The organism is Weissella sp. ESL1156 (assembly GCF_058505625.1).
In genome coordinates, this window is record NZ_CP196372.1 from 1,226,441 (window position 1) to 1,244,995 (window position 18,555).

Genomic DNA, 18,555 nt, shown 5'->3' on the forward strand with positions numbered 1-18,555 from the left:
TCCTTAATTACCGCCTGTGTTGGGATTAAATAAATGTGCCTTTGTTTCAACGGTTGTTATTTTTTCAATGGTTGTTTCAATACCTAATCGCAACATCACTTGTGCCAACTGTGATAACTCATGAACTGTTGTACCAGACTTCACATAAAATTGACGACTCGTTACAACATTTTCAGATGCCTTCCCAATAATTTTGACTTTTAACATATTTGGTACCTTTACCTGCTTTTCTACCATGATAACTTTCCTCATTCCCAATAATTGATCAAATGGCCATTTGAATTATCAGCTTATTGCTGATACTTATACTAACGTTACCAATCATTAATAATGTCACATTTTTTCCAAAGGGGTTGCGGCAGTAATCGTTATGACCAAATGAAAAGGGCGTCGATCTATCAATTTAATTGGTAGATCGACGCCCTCAAACGTTATTGATGTGGATACTGACGCCCACGTTCATATACTTGTTCAGGTTCTTGACTGATACGCGTAAACTTATCTAGCGCATCAATGGCCTTAATTTCTTCCACAGTAAGTGAAAAGTCATAGATATCACCATTCTCAATCACACGTTGTGGATGAATTGACTTTGGAATAATACTTGTGCCATGTGCTAAATGCCAACGTAAAACAACTTGTGCAGGTGATTTCCCATATTTCTCGGCAATTTTCGCAATCACTGGTTCATTAAGTACTGAACCACGACCTAATGGTGCCCATGCTTGTGTCACAATATCATTTTCACGCAAAAAATGACGTAATTCCGGTTGAACAAGATGTGGATGATTTTCAATTTGATTAACAACTGGCATTTCATTTGCTTGTGTTGCTAGGTATTGTAAATGAATCATGCCAAAATTTGACGTGCCCAATGATTTGACGATTCCCTCTGCTTGTAAGCGTTCAAATGCACGCCAAGTTTCAAAAAATTGTTCATGTAATGGCCAATGTACCATCAATAAATCGACATAGTCCATTTGTAAATCTTTTAACGATTGTTCAACAGAAGCCAACGTCTGATCATAACCTTGATTAACTTCTGCAACCTTCGTCGTCACAAAGTAATCTTCACGTGGTACATGAAGTTCCTGTAATGCTTGGCCAACTTCTGCTTCATTTTTGTACATTTGTGCTGTATCAAACAAACGATAACCCGTTTGCCAAGCGGTTTTAACGACTTCTGTCAGGTTAGCTTGATCAGTAACTTTATAGAGTCCCAACCCTTGTTGTGGCATTTGATAACCATCTGCCAATTGAAGCTGTGTGCGAATATCCATTTTATGATTTATGCCCCTTCTTACATGGAATAACTGTTCTCATTTAGTATTTTAACAATAAATCATAACAGATAACATAAAAAAGTCAGTAATAATATGCTTTATGTGACATATTGTTACTGACAATTTTGTGAGAGATTTTTTATTGTTAACTTTTATATGAGATTTTAGGTTTTATTTTTTATTTATTGTTAAATTAAGCAATTTTATTAGTGAATTATTTTAATCTTTGATATCAACGTAAGTCAAATCAAACATCTTTGCCAAATCTGACAATTGTTCTGAATCAATGTCAAATGATAGCACTGTATGGTGACCACCACCAAGTGTCAACCAACTAACAGAACCCTCACGCAAGCCTTGCTTTGGCGTCCATAATTGTTTAGCAACTGGCAACAATGGCATCTCTGCTTCAGGCTTGTTACCACGAACATCATATGACATCAACTTGAATTCATCACCGTAGTCGGCAAGGGTTGCATCAACAGCATCCCCTTCCATACCAGTGAAGACCAAACGAGCGGGGTCAGCTCTGTCACCAATGTCTAATGGGTGAACTTCAACACGTGGCTTGTCTGAAGCAATCGTTGGATCAACTTCAAGCATGTGTGATCCAAGAATTGCTTCGTGACCCTTACGCAAATCAAGTGTGTAATCTTCCATGAAAACAGTGTGCTTGTTGTGTGACATAATCTTCATCAAACGATCCAAAGCAGCTGTCTTCCAGTCACCTTCACCAGCAAATCCATAACCTTCGGCCATTAATAATTGTGATGCCAAACCTGGTAATTGTTCTAGACCATACAAGTCTTCGAAGTTATCTGTAAAGGCTGTGTAACCATGCTCGTCCATGAAGTGCTTCAAACCAAAATACTCGCGAATTTGATACTTAACACTGTGCTCAAACTTTTCAGGTGTGTTATCACCAATCACAAAGTCATAAACTTTTTGTAGTTCCTCATACTTGGCATTGATATCATCTTCGCTAACATTGTTAACAGCTTCAACCAAATCACCCATTGCCCAGTAATCGACACGCCAACCAAACTTGATTTGTGCTTCAATTTTGTCACCATCGGTAACAGCCACATTGCGCATCTTATCAGCAAATGAAGCAACCTTGATCTTGAATGATTCGTTATATGCAACAGCAACGTCCATCCACTTACCAATTTGTGCTTGGACATCTGTATCTGCCCAGTGACCATAAACAATCTTGTTGTTTAACTGCAAACGTGCGTTAATAAATGCATATTCACGATCACCATGAGCTGATTGGTTAGCATTCATGTAATCAAAATCAATGCTATCGTATGGCAATTCTTCTAGATATTGTGTCGCAAAGTGTAGTAAAGGCTTTTGTAGTAATTGTGTTCCACGAATCCAGTTCTTTGCTGGAGAGAATGTGTGCATCCAAGTAATGACTCCGGCAACAGAATCATCATAATTAGCTTCCTTCATAACACCAGCAATATTTTCTGAAGTCGTTGCAACTAATTTAAACTCAACTGGATATGGTAAGTTTCCTGATTCATTCAACTTATCAACGATATCTTTCGCATCTGCTTCAACTTTATCTAATACTTCTGGACCATATAGGAATTGTGATCCTGTAATAAACCAAAACTTGTAATTCTCTGTGTTAAACATGTTCTATTTCCCCCTGAAATATATAATAACAATTAGTCTTTAGACTTCTGACCATAGTAAGCATTTGCACCATGCTTACGCAAATAATGCTTATCCAACAACGCCTGTGAAACATGGATACTATGCGGATTCAACATAATGGTATGGTAAGCCATCTTTGCTGACTCTTCCAAAACAACAGCATTATAGACTGCCTTATCCGCAGATGTTCCCCATGTAAATGGGCCATGATCCTGTGCCAATACAGCTGGCACTGCCATTGGATCAATTCCACGCTTCTTGAACGTCTCAACAATCACATTACCTGTTTCAAGCTCATACTCACCATTAATTTCCTCATCGGTCATTTGGCGAGCAACTGGCACATCCCCATAGAATGTATCTGCATGAGTCGTCCCTGCAGCTGGCAAATCAATCCCAGCTTGTGCAAACGCAACAGCCCATGGCGAGTGTGTATGCACGATACCACCAATTTCTGGAAACGCCGTGTATAGCACACGGTGCGTTTCCGTATCACTTGATGGATTAAGATCACCCTCGACAATCTTGCCATCAAGGTCAACGACAACCATATCTTCTGGTTTTAATTCATCATATGGTACGCCAGAAGGCTTAATAACAAATAAACCACTTTCACGATCGATTTCTGAAACGTTACCCCAAGTAAATTTAATCAAATCATGCTTTGGTAAAGCCATGTTTGCATCATAAACACGTTGCTTAACATCTTCTAACATTCTTAATTAATCCTCCTTAGTTGTTTCAACTGGCATTTTATCAATTGCTTCTTGTTCAATTGACAGACCTGCTTTATACCTTGTCATAAACTCATTAAAGCCAGCAACATCTTCTGCATCTGGCGCAATCGTTGTACTTTCTTGTGCTTGGAATACTTCAGTTTCTAGATAATCAGCCAATGTTTGACCCTCTTTGCGGTTCACCACAAATTGTGACAAAACTGCCATGCCCCAGGGGCCACCCTCACCAGCATTCTTCATCAAAGTAACAGGCGTGTCCATGACACCTGCTAAAATCTTTTGCGCAACAACTGGTGTTGTAAAAATACCACCTTGAGCAACGACCGAATCCATAGCAACCTTTTCCTCTGCTAAAACATCCAACCCAATCTTCATGGCACCAAAAGCACTGTATAGATGCATCCGCATCAAGTTAGCTAAAGTAAACTTAGCATTTGGTGTCCGGACAAATAATGGACGACCTTCGTTCATACCTGTGATATTCTCGCCTGAATGATAGCCATAGCTCAGTAGACCACCAGCATCTGGGTCTGACTTTAGAACACTATTGAACAATGCACTAAAGATTTCACCACCAGTGACCGTTGCACCAATTGCCGCAGCAAATTCAGTAAAGACACGTGCCCATGAATTAATTTCTGACGTACTATTGTTAATATGAACCATGGCAACTGGTGAGCCATCAGGCGTTGTTACCATATCAATATTTTCATTAACTTGTGATAATTCCTTTTCAAGAACCACCATCGCAAAGGCTGACGTACCCGCAGATACATTGGCCGTTCGCTTCTTGACTGAGTTTGTTGATACCATACCAGTACCAGCATCTCCCTCGGGCGCTGCTGCAGGTGCACCACTTTGAAGTGTTCCGGATGGATCGAGTAACTTCGCTCCTGCATCAGTTAAGTGACCCGCTTCTTCACCAGCTAACTTGATAGTTGGTAAAATATCACGTAACTGCCATAAATATTGCTGCACTGACTTATAAGCATTAAACTTATCCATCATTACTTGATTGTAATCATCTGTCTCAGCATCAATTGGGAAAATACCCGACGCATCACCAATACCGATAACTTTTTCACCGGTCAAACGCCAGTGAACATACCCAGCCAACGTTGTTAAGTAATTAATTTCCTTCACATGCGTTTCTTGATTCAAAATTGCTTGGTATAAGTGAGCAATACTCCAACGCTGTGGAATATTGAAGTTAAACAGCTTTGTCAACTCTGCAGCAGCTTCAGCAGTAATTGCATTACGCCATGTACGGAATGGTACTAATGACTGATCATCTTTATCAAATACAAGATAGCCATGCATCATGGCCGCAATGCCAAACGAAGCAAGCTTTGTTACTTTCACGTTGTATTTGTCAGCAACAACTTCCGTCAAATTCTTGTAAGCACTTTGCAAACCTGACCAGACATCTTCCAAAGAATATGTCCAAATACCATTTTCTAGCTTGTTCTCCCAATTATGACTACCAACTGCAATCACTGATGAATCAGCTGCAACTAATACTGCTTTAATTCGGGTAGATCCAAACTCAACACCAAGGGCAGTTTGCCCTGTTTTAATTTGTTCTTGAATCTGTTCTTTATTCATTAATCTATTCCCCTCAAATGAGAATCAATCTGTTTCCGTTTTTGTAACCGTTTACAATTATTATAATAAAACATTTGTGCGGACAAATCAAGTAAAAATCTTTAAATTTGTATGCATAATTCCATACATGTTTGCAAACATGATAGCACTAGGCTTTTAAAAGTCATTTTCATACCGCTAACTATTCACTCTGGTTGCATTAATAAAGCGCTTTGTTCCATTATGTTTTTTTTGTATAATGAACTTAGTTATTAAATTCTTGAAATGGAGCTATCAAATTATGGATACAAAATATGACATCGTTAAAAAAGGGCTCCGCAACGATATTATTTCTGGAAAATTTGCAATTGGTGATAAATTACCAACTGAAGCGAACTTAACTGAACAATATAACGTTAGCCGTTATACTGTACGGCGGGCGACTGCAGGTCTAGAACAAGAACATTACCTCTATCGCATCCAAGGGGATGGCATGTACGTTAATGATTGGAAGAAAGTCCCTGCTGCCAAGACCGAAAATAAAGTCATCGGTGTTGTAACAACACATTTGGCAGACTACATTTTCCCCGAAATCATTAGTGGTATTGACCAAGTCATTTCTGATGCCGGTTATGCGCTTTTTATCAGTAACACTCACAACACATTCGATCGAGAACGTCGTAGCTTATTAAGAATTATCGAGACTGGTGTTAGTGGGCTTATCATCGAACCTACCATGTCAGCTCTACCAAACCCTAATAAAGATTTATACGATCAAATCAAGCAACTAAACATCCCAACCGTCTTTATCAATTCAAAATATGAAGATTTAGATTTCAATTATTTAGAAGTTAACGATATTGATTCAGAGGCCAAGTTAGTCCGCCACCTAATTACAGAAGGCCATAAACGCATTCTGGGAGTCTTTAAAGTTGATGATATTCAAGGTGCTCATCGTATGCAGGGGTTCTATAAGGCTTTTCAGGCCCAACCTGACTATGCATTAGATAGCAACATTATTATGTATCAATCAAATGATGAGGAAAATAATGACTTGATCTTAAATAAAATCGAAACCTATTTAGAATCACCTCATCGCCCAACTGCTTTAGCACTATATAACGATTCACTCGCGATACAAACGATTGATTTGGTGAAATCATTAGGTTTTCGGATTCCTGAAGATATTGCGATTGTCGGCTTTGATGACTATAGCTTATCAACATATATGACACCTAGTTTAACAACCAATCGCCATCCAAAACGTAAAATGGGGCACGATGCCGCTCAAATTTTGCTAAACATTATTGATGGTCAAGATGGTCATGATGTTGTTTATGAACCAGATATTATTATCCGTAACTCATCAACAACTCTTCACCCAATAAAAGATTCAGAAAACTAAATATGTGATACAAAAAAGGCAGCCACCTTCCAAAATAATGGAAGGCAACTGCCTTTTTATATGTACAAACTATTTAACCGACTAATACTATTCATCACGCACTGGCGTCGATAGCTGACGTAATCGCCGAACCATTCGAAGCCAGGCTGGTATTAAGAATAATAGTGAACCTAACCATGCTAATGGGTTAGCCAAACTAGCGCCAAAGAAACCAAACCATACGACTAACGAAAATGCTGCAATTGACCGCATCACCATTTCACCCATACCGGCTAAAGTAGGTGTTCGTACATCTCCAAGTCCTTGTAAAGTATAACGTAAAACAAACAAGATACTTAAAATAAAATAAAATGGTCCATTTGCCCAGAAAAACTCTTGTGCCAGATTCATAACCTTATACTGACCAGCACCAACAAACAAGCTCACCAGATCACGACCAAAGATAACTTCAATGGCTCCTAGCACAAAGCTAACACTGATTGACACCGTTAACGCATTTTTCACACCTGTTAAAATACGATCATATTTTCCGGCACCATAATTTTGTGCAGTATACGTCGCCATAGCAACACCAACAGCCATTAACAATTGGGTACTAATTTGGTCAACCTTAGAAGCCGCTGTATTTGCTGCAACGGCATTAGTTCCCAATGTATTAACAGCCGTTGCTAATGTCACTGAACCAATCGCAATAATTGATTGCTGGAATCCCATTGGTAGTCCCGCCATGAAATGCTTACGTAAATCGCCTTTTTTTAACTTAAAATCAGACCAACTTAATCTTAATGTATCTGTATATTTTGTGATATGCCAATACGAAACAGCAACTGTCACAAATTGTGCAAAAACTGTTGCTGTTGCGGCACCTTCAACGCCCCAATGAAACTTTAAAATCAGTAGTAATTCTAAAGTCACATTAACAATCATGCCAATAATTAAATAATATAAGGGGGCTTTACTGTCTCCAACCGCTCGCATAGCATTTGAAATGACATTATATCCCATTGTCATCACAGTTCCTGCTAAAATAATCCCGATAAATAGCTTCGCTTCTCCATAAATGGCAGCAGGCATTTGCATGACTTGCATTAGATTATCTAAAAACACCAAACTAATAATGGTGAGAATAACTGACATAATCAATGCTGCAATAATGCTTGCTGCATATGATTCACGGACACCACGAACATTTTGTGCACCAAAACGTTGCGCAGTAATAATGGCCATCCCTGAACTAAATCCTTGCACGAAACCCATAATCAAAAATTGAATACTACCTGTTGCACCAACTGCAGCCAAAGAATTCACACCCAGTGTTTGCCCAACAATTAACGTATCAGAAATATTGTAAAGTTGTTGTACCATATTTCCAATCATTAATGGAATGGCAAACATCAGAATGACTTTCACTGGCTTGCCACTTGTTAAATCTTGCATGCTTACCGCTCCTTAAATCTATAAATTTGCATTAGGTTAAAGTATAGAATAAGCGTTGCGCATTTGTCTATTAATAATGATTATTTATCAGTAAATTAAAAAAGTCCGAACAATTTGTCCGAACTTTTGTTTCACTCATCTGCTACTTTAGAAAATAACACAAATATCTAATTGTTACCTTTTTCAGCACCAATCTTTTCAATTTCTTCAAGAGAACGACCACGTGTTTCTGGTACGCGGAATAATACGAACACAACAGCGGCTAAACAAATGACACCAAAGATAGCAAAGACCACTTCTTGTGACATTGATGCAGTCATGATTGGGAAGACCAAAGCAACTGCGAATGATCCGACCCAGTTCATTGATGATGCCAAACCTGATGCGCGACCACGAATAGCTAGTGGGAAAACTTCACCAACTAACACCCAAGTTATTGGGGCCCATGTAAAGGCATAGAAAGCAACGAAGATGCACAGGAATACAACAATCATCATTGGATTAGTATCCATAAATGAATTAATTATTGCTGGCAAGATGAATGAAAGGCCCATCACCGTACCACCTAAAATTAATAAGTGACGACGGTTAAACTTCTCAGCAATAGCCATATAGAACAAAGCACCAACAACCAAGATAACACCGTTAACAACAGGCCATAGCAAGGCATCAGCAGCAGCTTGACCAGTAGCCTTTTCAACAATCAATGGGATGTAATAGAAGATAGCATTAGCACCCATGAATTGTTGGAAGAAGGCGACAACGACACCCGCAATAACTAGATAACGGTAACGGCCATCTAACAATGAACCCCAAGTTGTGGTCTTAGCAGCTTGTTGCTCAATCTTAGCAGTTTCACTAATATCAGTCATTTCAGCATCAATTTCTTCTGGCTTACGAATCCATGACAATACTTGACGTGCTTCATCATTCTTACCTGATTTAATCAAGAAACGTGGTGACTCAGGCAAACGTAGCACTCCCAAGAACAAAATCAAGGCAGGCACGGCTGCCAAAGATAGCATCAAACGCCATGCAATATGTTCTGGCAATCCTTTAAGAATGAAATCAACAATGTATGAAATCAACATACCTGAAACAATCATCAATTGATTGATTCCTGATAAACTACCACGCTTTTCAGCCGGTGACATCTCTGACATATAAGCTGGCACCAACGCTGAGGCTGCACCAACCGCAATTCCTAATACCACACGCGTGAAAATCAAATAACCAACAGCATCATGTGGTGAAATTCCTGCTAGAAGAGCACCAATCATAAATAGCAATGCTGAATATAACACCATCTTACGACGTCCCAAACGATCAGATAACTGACCAGCAACAGCACCCCCAAACACAGCACCTAACATCAGCGATGATGTAATCCAACCTGTAACACCACCACCTGACAAATTCCAGTCACTTTGCAAGAATGGTAATGCACCGGTCATAACACCAATATCGTACCCAAACAGAATACCTCCAAAGGCTCCAAAGAAGTAAATAAATTTACTAGAAATTTTCTTCTCAGACATGAACTAATCCCTCCAAAATCATGCTTTTTGCATAATCCTAAACTTTAAAAAATTTTATTGAAAACGACTATCTGACCCCCAAACGAAGTTCAAAAACAAATACCTGCAATGATTTAGAATCAAATAAAACTTCGTGAAATTTTGTAACCGTTTTCATCAACAACATCATTATACATGTTGTGCGGACAAATTAAAAGCCTTTTATTGAAAACGTACAAATTTACGTACAAATATTCGGAGTAATTTATCATAGTAATGCTTTTATTCAGGTTTGTTTGGTTATTTGTATGCTGAAAATATTTTTCTATAAATAACAAAAAACCTAATTGGTAAACACCATTATGAGGTGTACCAATTAGGCAGTATGATTTAACGAACTGTATCAATCATTAAATTTGTTATATTCTTTTTTACAATACAATATTCTTAGCAGCTAATTGCTTTTGCACCTCGGGATGTGCCATAAATTCATCATAAGTCGTTTCTGCGCGATCAATGACACCTTGATCAGAAACAACAATCACATGATCTGCAATTGTTTGAGCAAATGTATGGTCGTGAGACGTAAAAATTAGACCACCTTTAAAGTTAATCAAGCCATCATTTAATGATGTAATTGACTCCAAATCCAAATGGTTCGTTGGATCATCGAGAATTAAGACGTTTGCTTTTGTCAACATGAGCTTTGACAACATCACGCGGACTTTTTCACCTCCTGAAAGAACATCCAATGTCTTTTCAGCGTCTTCACCCTTAAACAACATCCGACCTAATAAACCACGTAAGAAGGTATTATCACTTTCTTCTTTGGAAGCAAAGTCACGCAAATAATCTAGAATTGGACGCTCAGGATTGGGGAAGTTAGTTCCCATATCCTTAGCTAAATAATCTTGAGTCGTCGTGACACCCCAAGTAACCTTACCAGAATCAGGCTTTACCTTACCAGCAATAATGTCCAAAATCATCGTTGCGGCAACGTCATTTTCAGCCATGACTAATGCTTTTTCATTAGGGTTAACTGTGAATGAAATATTATCCAACACTTTTTCACCATCGATACTCTTTGAAACACCTTCAACTCGCAACATATCGTTTCCCATTTCACGTAACGTTTCAAAGTTAATATATGGGTACTTACGTGAAGATGGTTGAATATCGTCCAACGTAATCTTATCTAATTGCTTCTTACGTGAGGTCGCTTGTTTTGACTTAGAAGCATTGGCAGAAAAACGAGCAATAAAGTCTTGTAATTCTTTGATTTGTTCCTCTTTTTTAGCATTGGCTTGCGATTGAAGCCGCTGTGCTAATTCAGATGATTGTTTCCAAAAATCATAATTACCAACAAAGAGCTTGATCTTACCAAAATCAACATCCAAAATCATTGTTGCCACAGCATTCAGAAAGTGACGATCGTGGGAAACCACTAAAACGGTGTTCTGATAGTCAGCCAAAAAATCTTCTAGCCAGGCAATGGTCTTTGTATCCAACCCATTCGTTGGCTCATCGAGAATCAAGATATCAGGATTACCAAATAATGCTTGTGCGAGCAATACCTTAACCTTAGTAACCTCAGGTAAATCTGACATCATTGTTTGATGTTGACTCTCTGGAATACCAATACTCTGTAATAATTGTGATGCTTCCGTTTCAGCTGTCCAACCATCCAACTCTTCAAACCGAGCAGATAATTCACCAACACGAATACCATCTTCATCCGTAAATGGATCGTGTAGATAGATGGCATCCATCTCTGTTTTGACGTCATATAATTCCTTGTGACCTTGCATCACTGTATCCAAAACAGTGTATTGATCAAAGGCAAAGTGATCTTGTACTAGTGATGACATCCGTTCATTAGGATCCATTGACACATGACCAGTTGTTGGTTGTAACTTGCCTTCTAAAACTTTTAAAAAGGTTGACTTTCCAGCACCGTTAGCACCAATGATGCCGTAAGTATTGCCCGGTGTAAACTTCAAATTAACATCGTCGTACAATTTTTTCCCAGTAAATGAAACTGAGACATTCGAAACAGTTAGCATATTTTTTACTTCTCCTACAAAATATTATCTTATTTTTACGTATAAACTTCCGCTTAATAAACATAAGCATACCATTTATAACTGTATCAAATGGTGTATTTATAAGCAAGTTTAATGCACGATAATCAGCCGAAATCAATTATCTTTTTTTCATTAAACTAACGAAGTAAATACCAGCTTCAATCAAAGCGATAAAAAATGAAACTGGCAAATTTAGCCAGAATGATAGCACAAGCGATACCCAGACACCTAAAACGGAGAATGTCATTGCCAAAACAATAATTTGAGCAACCGATCTACCCCAACGCATTGCTGAACTTGCTGGTAAAATCATTAGAATAAAAATTAACAATGACCCAACAATTTGAGCAGAAACAGCGACTGTCACCGCCATTAACCCTAAAAATAACACCTCAATCAACTGAATATTTTTCAAACTAAAACTAGCTGTTGTGTGATCAAAAGCAAAGTGACGTAATGGTCGATACATCAGTAATGTGACTAAAATAACGATTAAGGCCAAAACAACCACTTCCACGACATCAATATGGTCAATACTAAAAATTGAACCAAATAAAATGCCTGTAGCAGCAGTCGCATTTTTATCAGATAACGATAAGAAGGCAATTCCTAAGCCAATCGCAACCGCACTCACTGCTGATATCAATGATTCAGAACGTTGCTCTTTCATCCCTAACTCACCAATACTCATTGAAGCAACGACTGAAAATAACAGCATCCCCACTAATGGTGACCAACTCATAAACAAAGCAAAAGAGGCCCCTGCAAAACCAATCTCACTCAATGTATGTGCTAAGAAGGACATGCGTCGAGCAACAATGAATGGTCCAATCAGGCCACTCATTATCGCGATAATCGTGCCGGCTACAAAAGCATGTTGCATAAATGGAAAACTAAACAAAATTTGTGCCTCCCTCACGTAGTTTCGTAACATCTAGCTGATTAATCGTATCGTATTCACTGCCTTGTGTTGTTAAGAGTAAATAGTCATCAGCGTAACGTTGGATGATATCAATATCATGACTAACCATAATAATCGTTAGTTGATATTGTTGTTGATAAGCTGTAATAACATCCATTAATTCATATTTGGCAACATTATCTAAATTAGCTGTTGCTTCATCTAATATCAAAACATTGGGTTGTTGCACCAATGCCTGTGCCAAATAAGCACGTTGCCGTTCGCCACCAGACGCCATGTCAATACGTTGATTAGCAATGGTAGTTAAATTTGTCAAAGATAATATCTGTGCCAAACGGTCTTTTTCACTTTTTGATAACCATGGTCGTATCCCTTGATCGAAAGTTAGACCTACAAAATCTCTAATTCGCAATGGAAAAGCTTGCATATCCGGCCGATACTGTGGCACATACGCAATTTTATATTGGCTCTTTTTATCCCATTCAAATTGTCCTGTCGTTAAAGGTATTTTCCCAAGCATCGCACGAATCAAGGTTGTTTTCCCAACCCCATTATCACCTATCAAGGCCATATTATGTCCTTGTGTTAATTCGAAATTAACATTCTGATACAACCAACGATCACCAAATTTAATACCAATATTTTTACCACTTAAAATCTTCATTTTTGTAATGCCTCATCTAACGCTTTTAATTGTTGGATTTGCCAATCAATATATGTTGTCTTTGCCGGTTTTGTTTCACGTGCCTGAACAACAGGTACATGATGGGCCTTCGCATAAGCCACACCTTGCTTCGCCAATTTACCAGTTGCTTGAGGATTATTAATCACGACAGCAATTTTTCCCTGATTAATGAGTGTCTGCCATTCACGTACATCACTTGGTGTTGGATCATCGCCTTCTTCAATAGCCCGAGCAAAGTTTTGATCTTGCATATCAGCACCTAATGCTATCAATGTGTTATCAAACACTGGTTCAGTTGCCAATAATTTTTTCCCCGTCAAATGCTTTTTAACTTGATTTTGTAAATTGATTAATTTTTCAGCTTTCTTCTGATAATTTTTTGCATTCTTTTTAAAGTAGGCTTGTTTTGCTGGCGCTAATGCACTATATTTTTTGACTAATTGTTGTGTTAAACGAGGAATCACATCGGTTTTATACCAAAAATGTTCATTACCACCACTCTGACCATCTTTATAATGATAAAGCTTTGCTAACGTAATCGTCTTAGCGGTTGTATTTTGTTTCGCAAAATTGACACTCCAATTATCAAAGCCACCACCATTAGAAATAATAATATTTGCTTTTTGGAATTGCTTGGCAACACTTGCCGTTGGTTCATATTCATGAGGGTCCATATCTGGCTTATTGATCACACTCGTCACTGTTCCTTGATTCCCTAAAACTGCTTTGGCCATTTCACCATAGCTATCCAGACTGGCAACAACGGTAATTTTATTGGTTTTAACTGTTGGTGTTTGTCGTTGCCACGCACGATAAAAAATCATACCTAATAATACAATGACTAAAATAATTGGCACCCAAATAAACTTTGACTGTTTGTTATTCATGTATTTCTCCTGTTAAACATACTGATAATTGCGTTAAGAATTTACTAATGACTACCTGTTCCTCTTTCGAAAATGTATCTAATAATTTTTCATATTCCACGATGGTTTCACGATGACGTCGTGTGTGTGCAGATGCTAATGAAATACCTAACGTTGTTAATGACCAGCGACTAACACGCCCATCTGCCGGGTCTGGCATGGCATTGACCATTGGCTCATCACGTATATATAAACTCTTCATTGCCTTAGTTACTGCTGCACCAGAAACGTGCAACGCACGTGCAAGTTCTGAATTTGTTTGGGGACCATTTTGTGATAACAACATCAACAGATGTCCTTGCGTTGTCGTAATATCTGTTTTATTTTCACCAATCAACACCTCACGTTGATTTTCGGAACTTAACTTTAAATGATTTAAAAATTCATCAATTTGACTTGCATAATCATGATTTGTCATCTGTACATCTCCTTAACCAGTTAATTAACCAGTTAATAATAACACGTACAAATAGTTAGTGCAACATCTAAAAAAACTGTCAATCTGACTAGCTTAACCTAGCAGATTGACAGTGCACTATCTATTTATTTTGTTCAGCCATTGTTTTCGCAATCAGTGCAGCATATTGTACAGAACCATTTTGATTTGGATGTACATGATCATCACCTAACCAATCCTGATGATCTTTCACGAGTGCTGCCCAATCAACAATATGCAGATTCTTATAACGTTTTGCTTGTTCAGTTAAGAAGTTATTATTCTTACCAACCCAATCACGACTAGCAAATCCATTAACCCAATAGACTTGCCGGTCATTACCTACAGTATCCATGATCTTTTTAAAATCATTTTCACCAATCAAACCATTCGTTCCGATGGAAATAACAACATTTTGTGATAACAAACTTTGACTATCATATGATTCAAGGATTTCTGGCACAGAATACGGTTGTCGACCAACTGTCGCATTTGCAACGGTATTTGGCATTAACTCTTGTAAATCAGGCGCAACATCAACCATGACAGAGTCACCAACTGCTGTCACGCGATTATCACGAATTGCTGTAAATTGATCTGCATTAAGACCATACTTTCCCATCAAATCACGATCAGACTGTGATAACGACTGTGGATCAATCTTTTGACTAGATGACTGCGCACTCGTTTGGTCTTTCTTGTCTTTTTGATCTTTTTGCGCTTGTTTTGCTTGTGCAACAGCTTTTTTATTTGCCTGACTGATGCGATCTTTATTTTTAGTTAGTCGCTTTTCTAACGTATTTTTGGGTTTTGCATGTCCTGAAGCATCTGCTGATACCGCATAACCAGTCCCTGCAATCAATAATACCGCCACAACTAGCATTGCTTGTACAGAATGTGTACCAAAGAACTGTTTGTACCACGATGTTTTTTCAGGTATTGCTGGCTTTTTAACCCGACGGAAGACATTTTCAACGTAGCGATAACTCAATTCTGCTAGCACTAACACAATTGCAATTTTTGCTAGATTCATTAAAAATGATTCGTGCTGTGGTATCAATTTATCAAAAAATACAAACACAGGTAGTTGATACAAATAAATACTATATGAACGCGTACCCAAATAGTTCAAAAAACGATTATCTAATGCATGACTCAAAAAGGATGCTGGATGAGCTGTGATGGCAATTAAACCTGTGATCACTGCTGTTGCAGCAAACATCAAGCCCATATATGTTGCACGCCATTGACCATTCAAGCCAAACAACGTCACAATTGTTAACGCGAGGGCAATACCACCTAAAAGATTCAAATTGCGACGTACACGTGGCGATAAAATATATTTCATCCGCCTAGACGGCCAACCAAATGCTAATGCGGCACCAAATAAAACTGCAAAAATACGTGTATCTGAACCATAGTAGGCACGATTAATGTTCATTGGATCATACATGATGCCCAATAAGATTGCTGAGACGCCCGCAAGCCCAATCAAAGCAACGCCAATGGAAATACGGCGAATACGCAATCCTAATAAAATCATAACAATAATTGGCCAAATTAAATAAAATTGACCTTCAATTGATAGTGACCATAAATGGGTAAACGGTGATGAACCACCCCATGAATCAAAATATGAATCACCATGCTTAGTTGCCCAAATGTTATAGACATATAACATGTTACTAACTAAAATTGCGCGTAAATTATATAGTAAATCGCGGGCAAAAAATGCAATATAGGATGCTGTAGCAAATAACATCATTAATAATGCAGGATACAAACGTTTCATTCGGCGTTTATAAAATCCTAAAATATCTATGCGACCATTACGATCATATTCTTGGATCAATAAATCTGTAATTAAATACCCTGATAGGACGAAAAATAATGGGACACCCATCCAACCACCGGGTAAATACGTTGGCCATAAATGAAATATAATTACTCCAATAACAGCAATTGCTCTAAGCCCATCAAATCCCGTAATGTATCGTGGCTTATTTGTAACATTTTGGCTCATTTTATCTCTTCCTAAATACTTCTACTCTTATTTAAACATTCACCCTGTCTGGGTATTTTAATCAATTTTCTAAATAATAATATCCTACTAATTTTAGCGCTGTTTGACAGTCACCACAAACATAGCGCGCTAAATTAATACGGCGTTGTCGATATATTTTATGACCATTTTGACAAACATAAAGCCAATATCGTTTTTCTTCATGGGGCTTAACAATACGTGGTGCATACCGTAACCCATGAACTTGTTGCAATAAATCTTTAAATGCTTGATCACGATGCATGTATGGCAGTTGTTGTCTATGCAAATGATAATGAACTAACTCATGCTTAATGATACCAACAAGATTATCTAAATCAAAAGCTGACAACATCAATGGATTAATTTCAATATCATGACTGGTCAATAAATAACGGCCACCTGTTGTCCTCAACCGGTCATTAAACCTAGCTTGGTGTTCAAATGATCTTCCAAAAAACGCTTTAGATATTTTTTCAACCAATCGCTGTAAGTCTTGATCCGTCATAGTAACTCTTTACAGTTCATCATTTTCATCGAACGGCATCGTTCTCCGTTGCATAGGTTTTCCTGAACGAACCGCTAAATAGAATTCAGCCAAAGTTGCTTGATAGTATGGAATAACATAGATTGCTGCAATACCATAAGTCAACGAGACAAAAATCCACCAAAAAATAAAACTAATTTGTAACCAGAATAATTGCAACCGGTAACCACGCATCATTTCCTCAGATTTTTTTAAATATGATGTAATTGACGCAATTTCTCGACCAGCTTTCACATCCTCTGCGTATAACAGCGGGGCCTGTGAATATGAATAAGCTTTCAAAATACCTGGAATAATAAATACAAACGTCCACAACACGGTGAAGATAAATCGTAATCCTAATAACACGACAATATCAACAATTGTTTTACCACTCCAAAAATGAAAACTAGTTTGGAAAGGTTTTTCAGGTCCCTTTTTTTGACGATGCCACTGCACAAATGCCCAAGTAATCCCTAATGTAAACACACCAAAAATAACTTCTGATAATAAACTCGTTGTAAAAATCTGCACTGCATACGAGAATGAGTTTGACAATAATTGTGATGAATACGCCATTGTTTCCGTATTCTTTGCTTGATTCATTGTGCCAGAAACTGCCTGATTATTATCTCGAACTGCGGTAACAATTTGCCAAATAATTAAGATAGCGGATAGCTTCACTGCTATACCAAAATTACTACCTTGCACATATGTTTTCGCTTGTTTTTTTAAATCGTAATTCGTTAACATAGATTACCTTTCATTTGTCAATTTCTATTAATTTTAACATAAATTAGTTACTAAATTAGCTATTTTACATCAGATTATATATCACAAATTCTCCCTAACAAATGAAATAAACAATTAAAAAAACACCTGTTTTGAGACAGATGTTTAACAATATATTACTGGGATAGCTGGATTCGAACCAGCGAATACACGGTACCAAAAACCGATGCCTTACCACTTGGCCATATCCCAATGTCATCAACTTAATTATTTTAGTGCAACCTGTTATTCATGTCAATACCATCATCTTTTATCAAACAAAATAAAAAGCCAACAAGCGTAATCGCTCATTGACCCTTTGTAGCTGGGATAGCTGGATTCGAACCAGCGAATACACGGTACCAAAAACCGATGCCTTACCACTTGGCCATATCCCAATAATAATGGGGGCTATAGGATTCGAACCTATGAACCCGAAGGAATGGATTTACAGTCCACCGCGTTTGACCGGACTTCGCTAAACCCCCATATTTCTATCAGGCACTCTGTCCCGACAACTCTTATATAATACC

The 18,555-nt window shown here is 37.9% G+C and carries 16 protein-coding genes and 3 tRNA genes; 1 reads left to right on the forward strand and 18 read right to left on the reverse strand.

Annotated features, from left to right (window positions below; translation table 11 throughout):
• Positions 1-3 precede the first annotated feature (3 nt).
• The 5 genes from ACSKY2_RS06225 to ACSKY2_RS06245 form a co-directional block, all read right to left on the reverse strand.
• Positions 4-237, reverse strand: a complete 234-nt coding sequence (locus ACSKY2_RS06225; RefSeq protein ID WP_489877133.1) for a hypothetical protein — start codon at positions 235-237, stop codon at positions 4-6.
• A gap of 194 nt (positions 238-431) precedes the next feature.
• Positions 432-1,280, reverse strand: a complete 849-nt coding sequence (locus ACSKY2_RS06230) for an aldo/keto reductase (protein WP_489877134.1) — start codon at positions 1,278-1,280, stop codon at positions 432-434.
• Between the two features lie 222 nt (positions 1,281-1,502).
• Positions 1,503-2,930 carry an L-arabinose isomerase gene (gene araA, locus ACSKY2_RS06235; protein ID WP_489877135.1) on the reverse strand — a complete coding sequence of 476 codons (1,428 nt, stop codon included), beginning with the start codon at positions 2,928-2,930 and terminating at the stop codon, positions 1,503-1,505.
• A 32-nt stretch (positions 2,931-2,962) separates the two neighbouring features.
• Positions 2,963-3,667, reverse strand: coding sequence for an L-ribulose-5-phosphate 4-epimerase (locus ACSKY2_RS06240; RefSeq protein ID WP_489877136.1), 705 nt, complete (start codon positions 3,665-3,667; stop codon positions 2,963-2,965).
• 6 nt (positions 3,668-3,673) lie between these two features.
• Positions 3,674-5,293 (reverse strand): xylulokinase, encoded by a 1,620-nt coding sequence (locus ACSKY2_RS06245; RefSeq protein WP_489877137.1) that lies wholly within the window; start codon positions 5,291-5,293, stop codon positions 3,674-3,676.
• Between the two features lie 280 nt (positions 5,294-5,573).
• On the opposite strand from ACSKY2_RS06245, the gene ACSKY2_RS06250 reads away from it, so the two are divergent.
• Positions 5,574-6,677 (forward strand): GntR family transcriptional regulator, encoded by a 1,104-nt coding sequence (locus ACSKY2_RS06250; protein ID WP_489877138.1) that lies wholly within the window; start codon positions 5,574-5,576, stop codon positions 6,675-6,677.
• A gap of 87 nt (positions 6,678-6,764) precedes the next feature.
• Here ACSKY2_RS06250 and ACSKY2_RS06255 read toward each other — a convergent pair whose 3' ends face one another.
• The 13 genes from ACSKY2_RS06255 to ACSKY2_RS06315 all read right to left on the reverse strand — a co-directional run bounded on the left by ACSKY2_RS06255 (position 6,765) and on the right by ACSKY2_RS06315 (position 18,510).
• Complete coding sequence (locus tag ACSKY2_RS06255; protein WP_489841196.1) at positions 6,765-8,114, reverse strand: MATE family efflux transporter; 1,350 nt, start codon at positions 8,112-8,114, stop codon at positions 6,765-6,767.
• Positions 8,115-8,281: 167 nt separating this feature from the next.
• Positions 8,282-9,652, reverse strand: coding sequence for a sugar porter family MFS transporter (locus ACSKY2_RS06260; RefSeq protein ID WP_489877139.1), 1,371 nt, complete (start codon positions 9,650-9,652; stop codon positions 8,282-8,284).
• Positions 9,653-10,062: 410 nt separating this feature from the next.
• Positions 10,063-11,694, reverse strand: coding sequence for an ABC-F family ATP-binding cassette domain-containing protein (locus tag ACSKY2_RS06265; RefSeq protein WP_489877140.1), 1,632 nt, complete (start codon positions 11,692-11,694; stop codon positions 10,063-10,065).
• 139 nt (positions 11,695-11,833) lie between these two features.
• Complete coding sequence (locus tag ACSKY2_RS06270; RefSeq protein ID WP_489840579.1) at positions 11,834-12,616, reverse strand: metal ABC transporter permease; 783 nt, start codon at positions 12,614-12,616, stop codon at positions 11,834-11,836.
• Positions 12,609-13,301 carry a metal ABC transporter ATP-binding protein gene (locus ACSKY2_RS06275; RefSeq protein WP_489877141.1) on the reverse strand — a complete coding sequence of 231 codons (693 nt, stop codon included), beginning with the start codon at positions 13,299-13,301 and terminating at the stop codon, positions 12,609-12,611. The genes ACSKY2_RS06270 and ACSKY2_RS06275 overlap by 8 nt, the downstream gene beginning before the upstream one ends.
• Complete coding sequence (locus tag ACSKY2_RS06280) at positions 13,298-14,209, reverse strand: metal ABC transporter solute-binding protein, Zn/Mn family (protein ID WP_489877142.1); 912 nt, start codon at positions 14,207-14,209, stop codon at positions 13,298-13,300. Before ACSKY2_RS06280 ends, ACSKY2_RS06275 begins: the two co-directional genes overlap by 4 nt.
• Complete coding sequence (locus ACSKY2_RS06285; protein ID WP_489877143.1) at positions 14,202-14,666, reverse strand: MarR family transcriptional regulator; 465 nt, start codon at positions 14,664-14,666, stop codon at positions 14,202-14,204. The genes ACSKY2_RS06280 and ACSKY2_RS06285 overlap by 8 nt, the downstream gene beginning before the upstream one ends.
• Positions 14,667-14,787: 121 nt before the next feature.
• The gene (locus tag ACSKY2_RS06290) at positions 14,788-16,707 is read right to left on the reverse strand and encodes an acyltransferase family protein (RefSeq protein ID WP_489877144.1); all 1,920 of its coding nucleotides are present in this window, start codon (positions 16,705-16,707) and stop codon (positions 14,788-14,790) included.
• 61 nt (positions 16,708-16,768) lie between these two features.
• Positions 16,769-17,233, reverse strand: a complete 465-nt coding sequence (locus ACSKY2_RS06295) for a SprT family protein (protein ID WP_489840574.1) — start codon at positions 17,231-17,233, stop codon at positions 16,769-16,771.
• Between the two features lie 9 nt (positions 17,234-17,242).
• On the reverse strand, positions 17,243-18,004 hold the full coding sequence (locus tag ACSKY2_RS06300; RefSeq protein ID WP_489877145.1) for a DUF975 family protein: 762 nt from the start codon (positions 18,002-18,004) through the stop codon (positions 17,243-17,245).
• A gap of 158 nt (positions 18,005-18,162) precedes the next feature.
• Positions 18,163-18,235, reverse strand: a tRNA-Gln gene (locus ACSKY2_RS06305).
• Between the two features lie 112 nt (positions 18,236-18,347).
• Positions 18,348-18,420 (reverse strand) — tRNA-Gln (locus tag ACSKY2_RS06310).
• Positions 18,421-18,427: 7 nt separating this feature from the next.
• Positions 18,428-18,510: transfer RNA gene (locus ACSKY2_RS06315), tRNA-Tyr, on the reverse strand.
• Positions 18,511-18,555 lie beyond the last annotated feature (45 nt).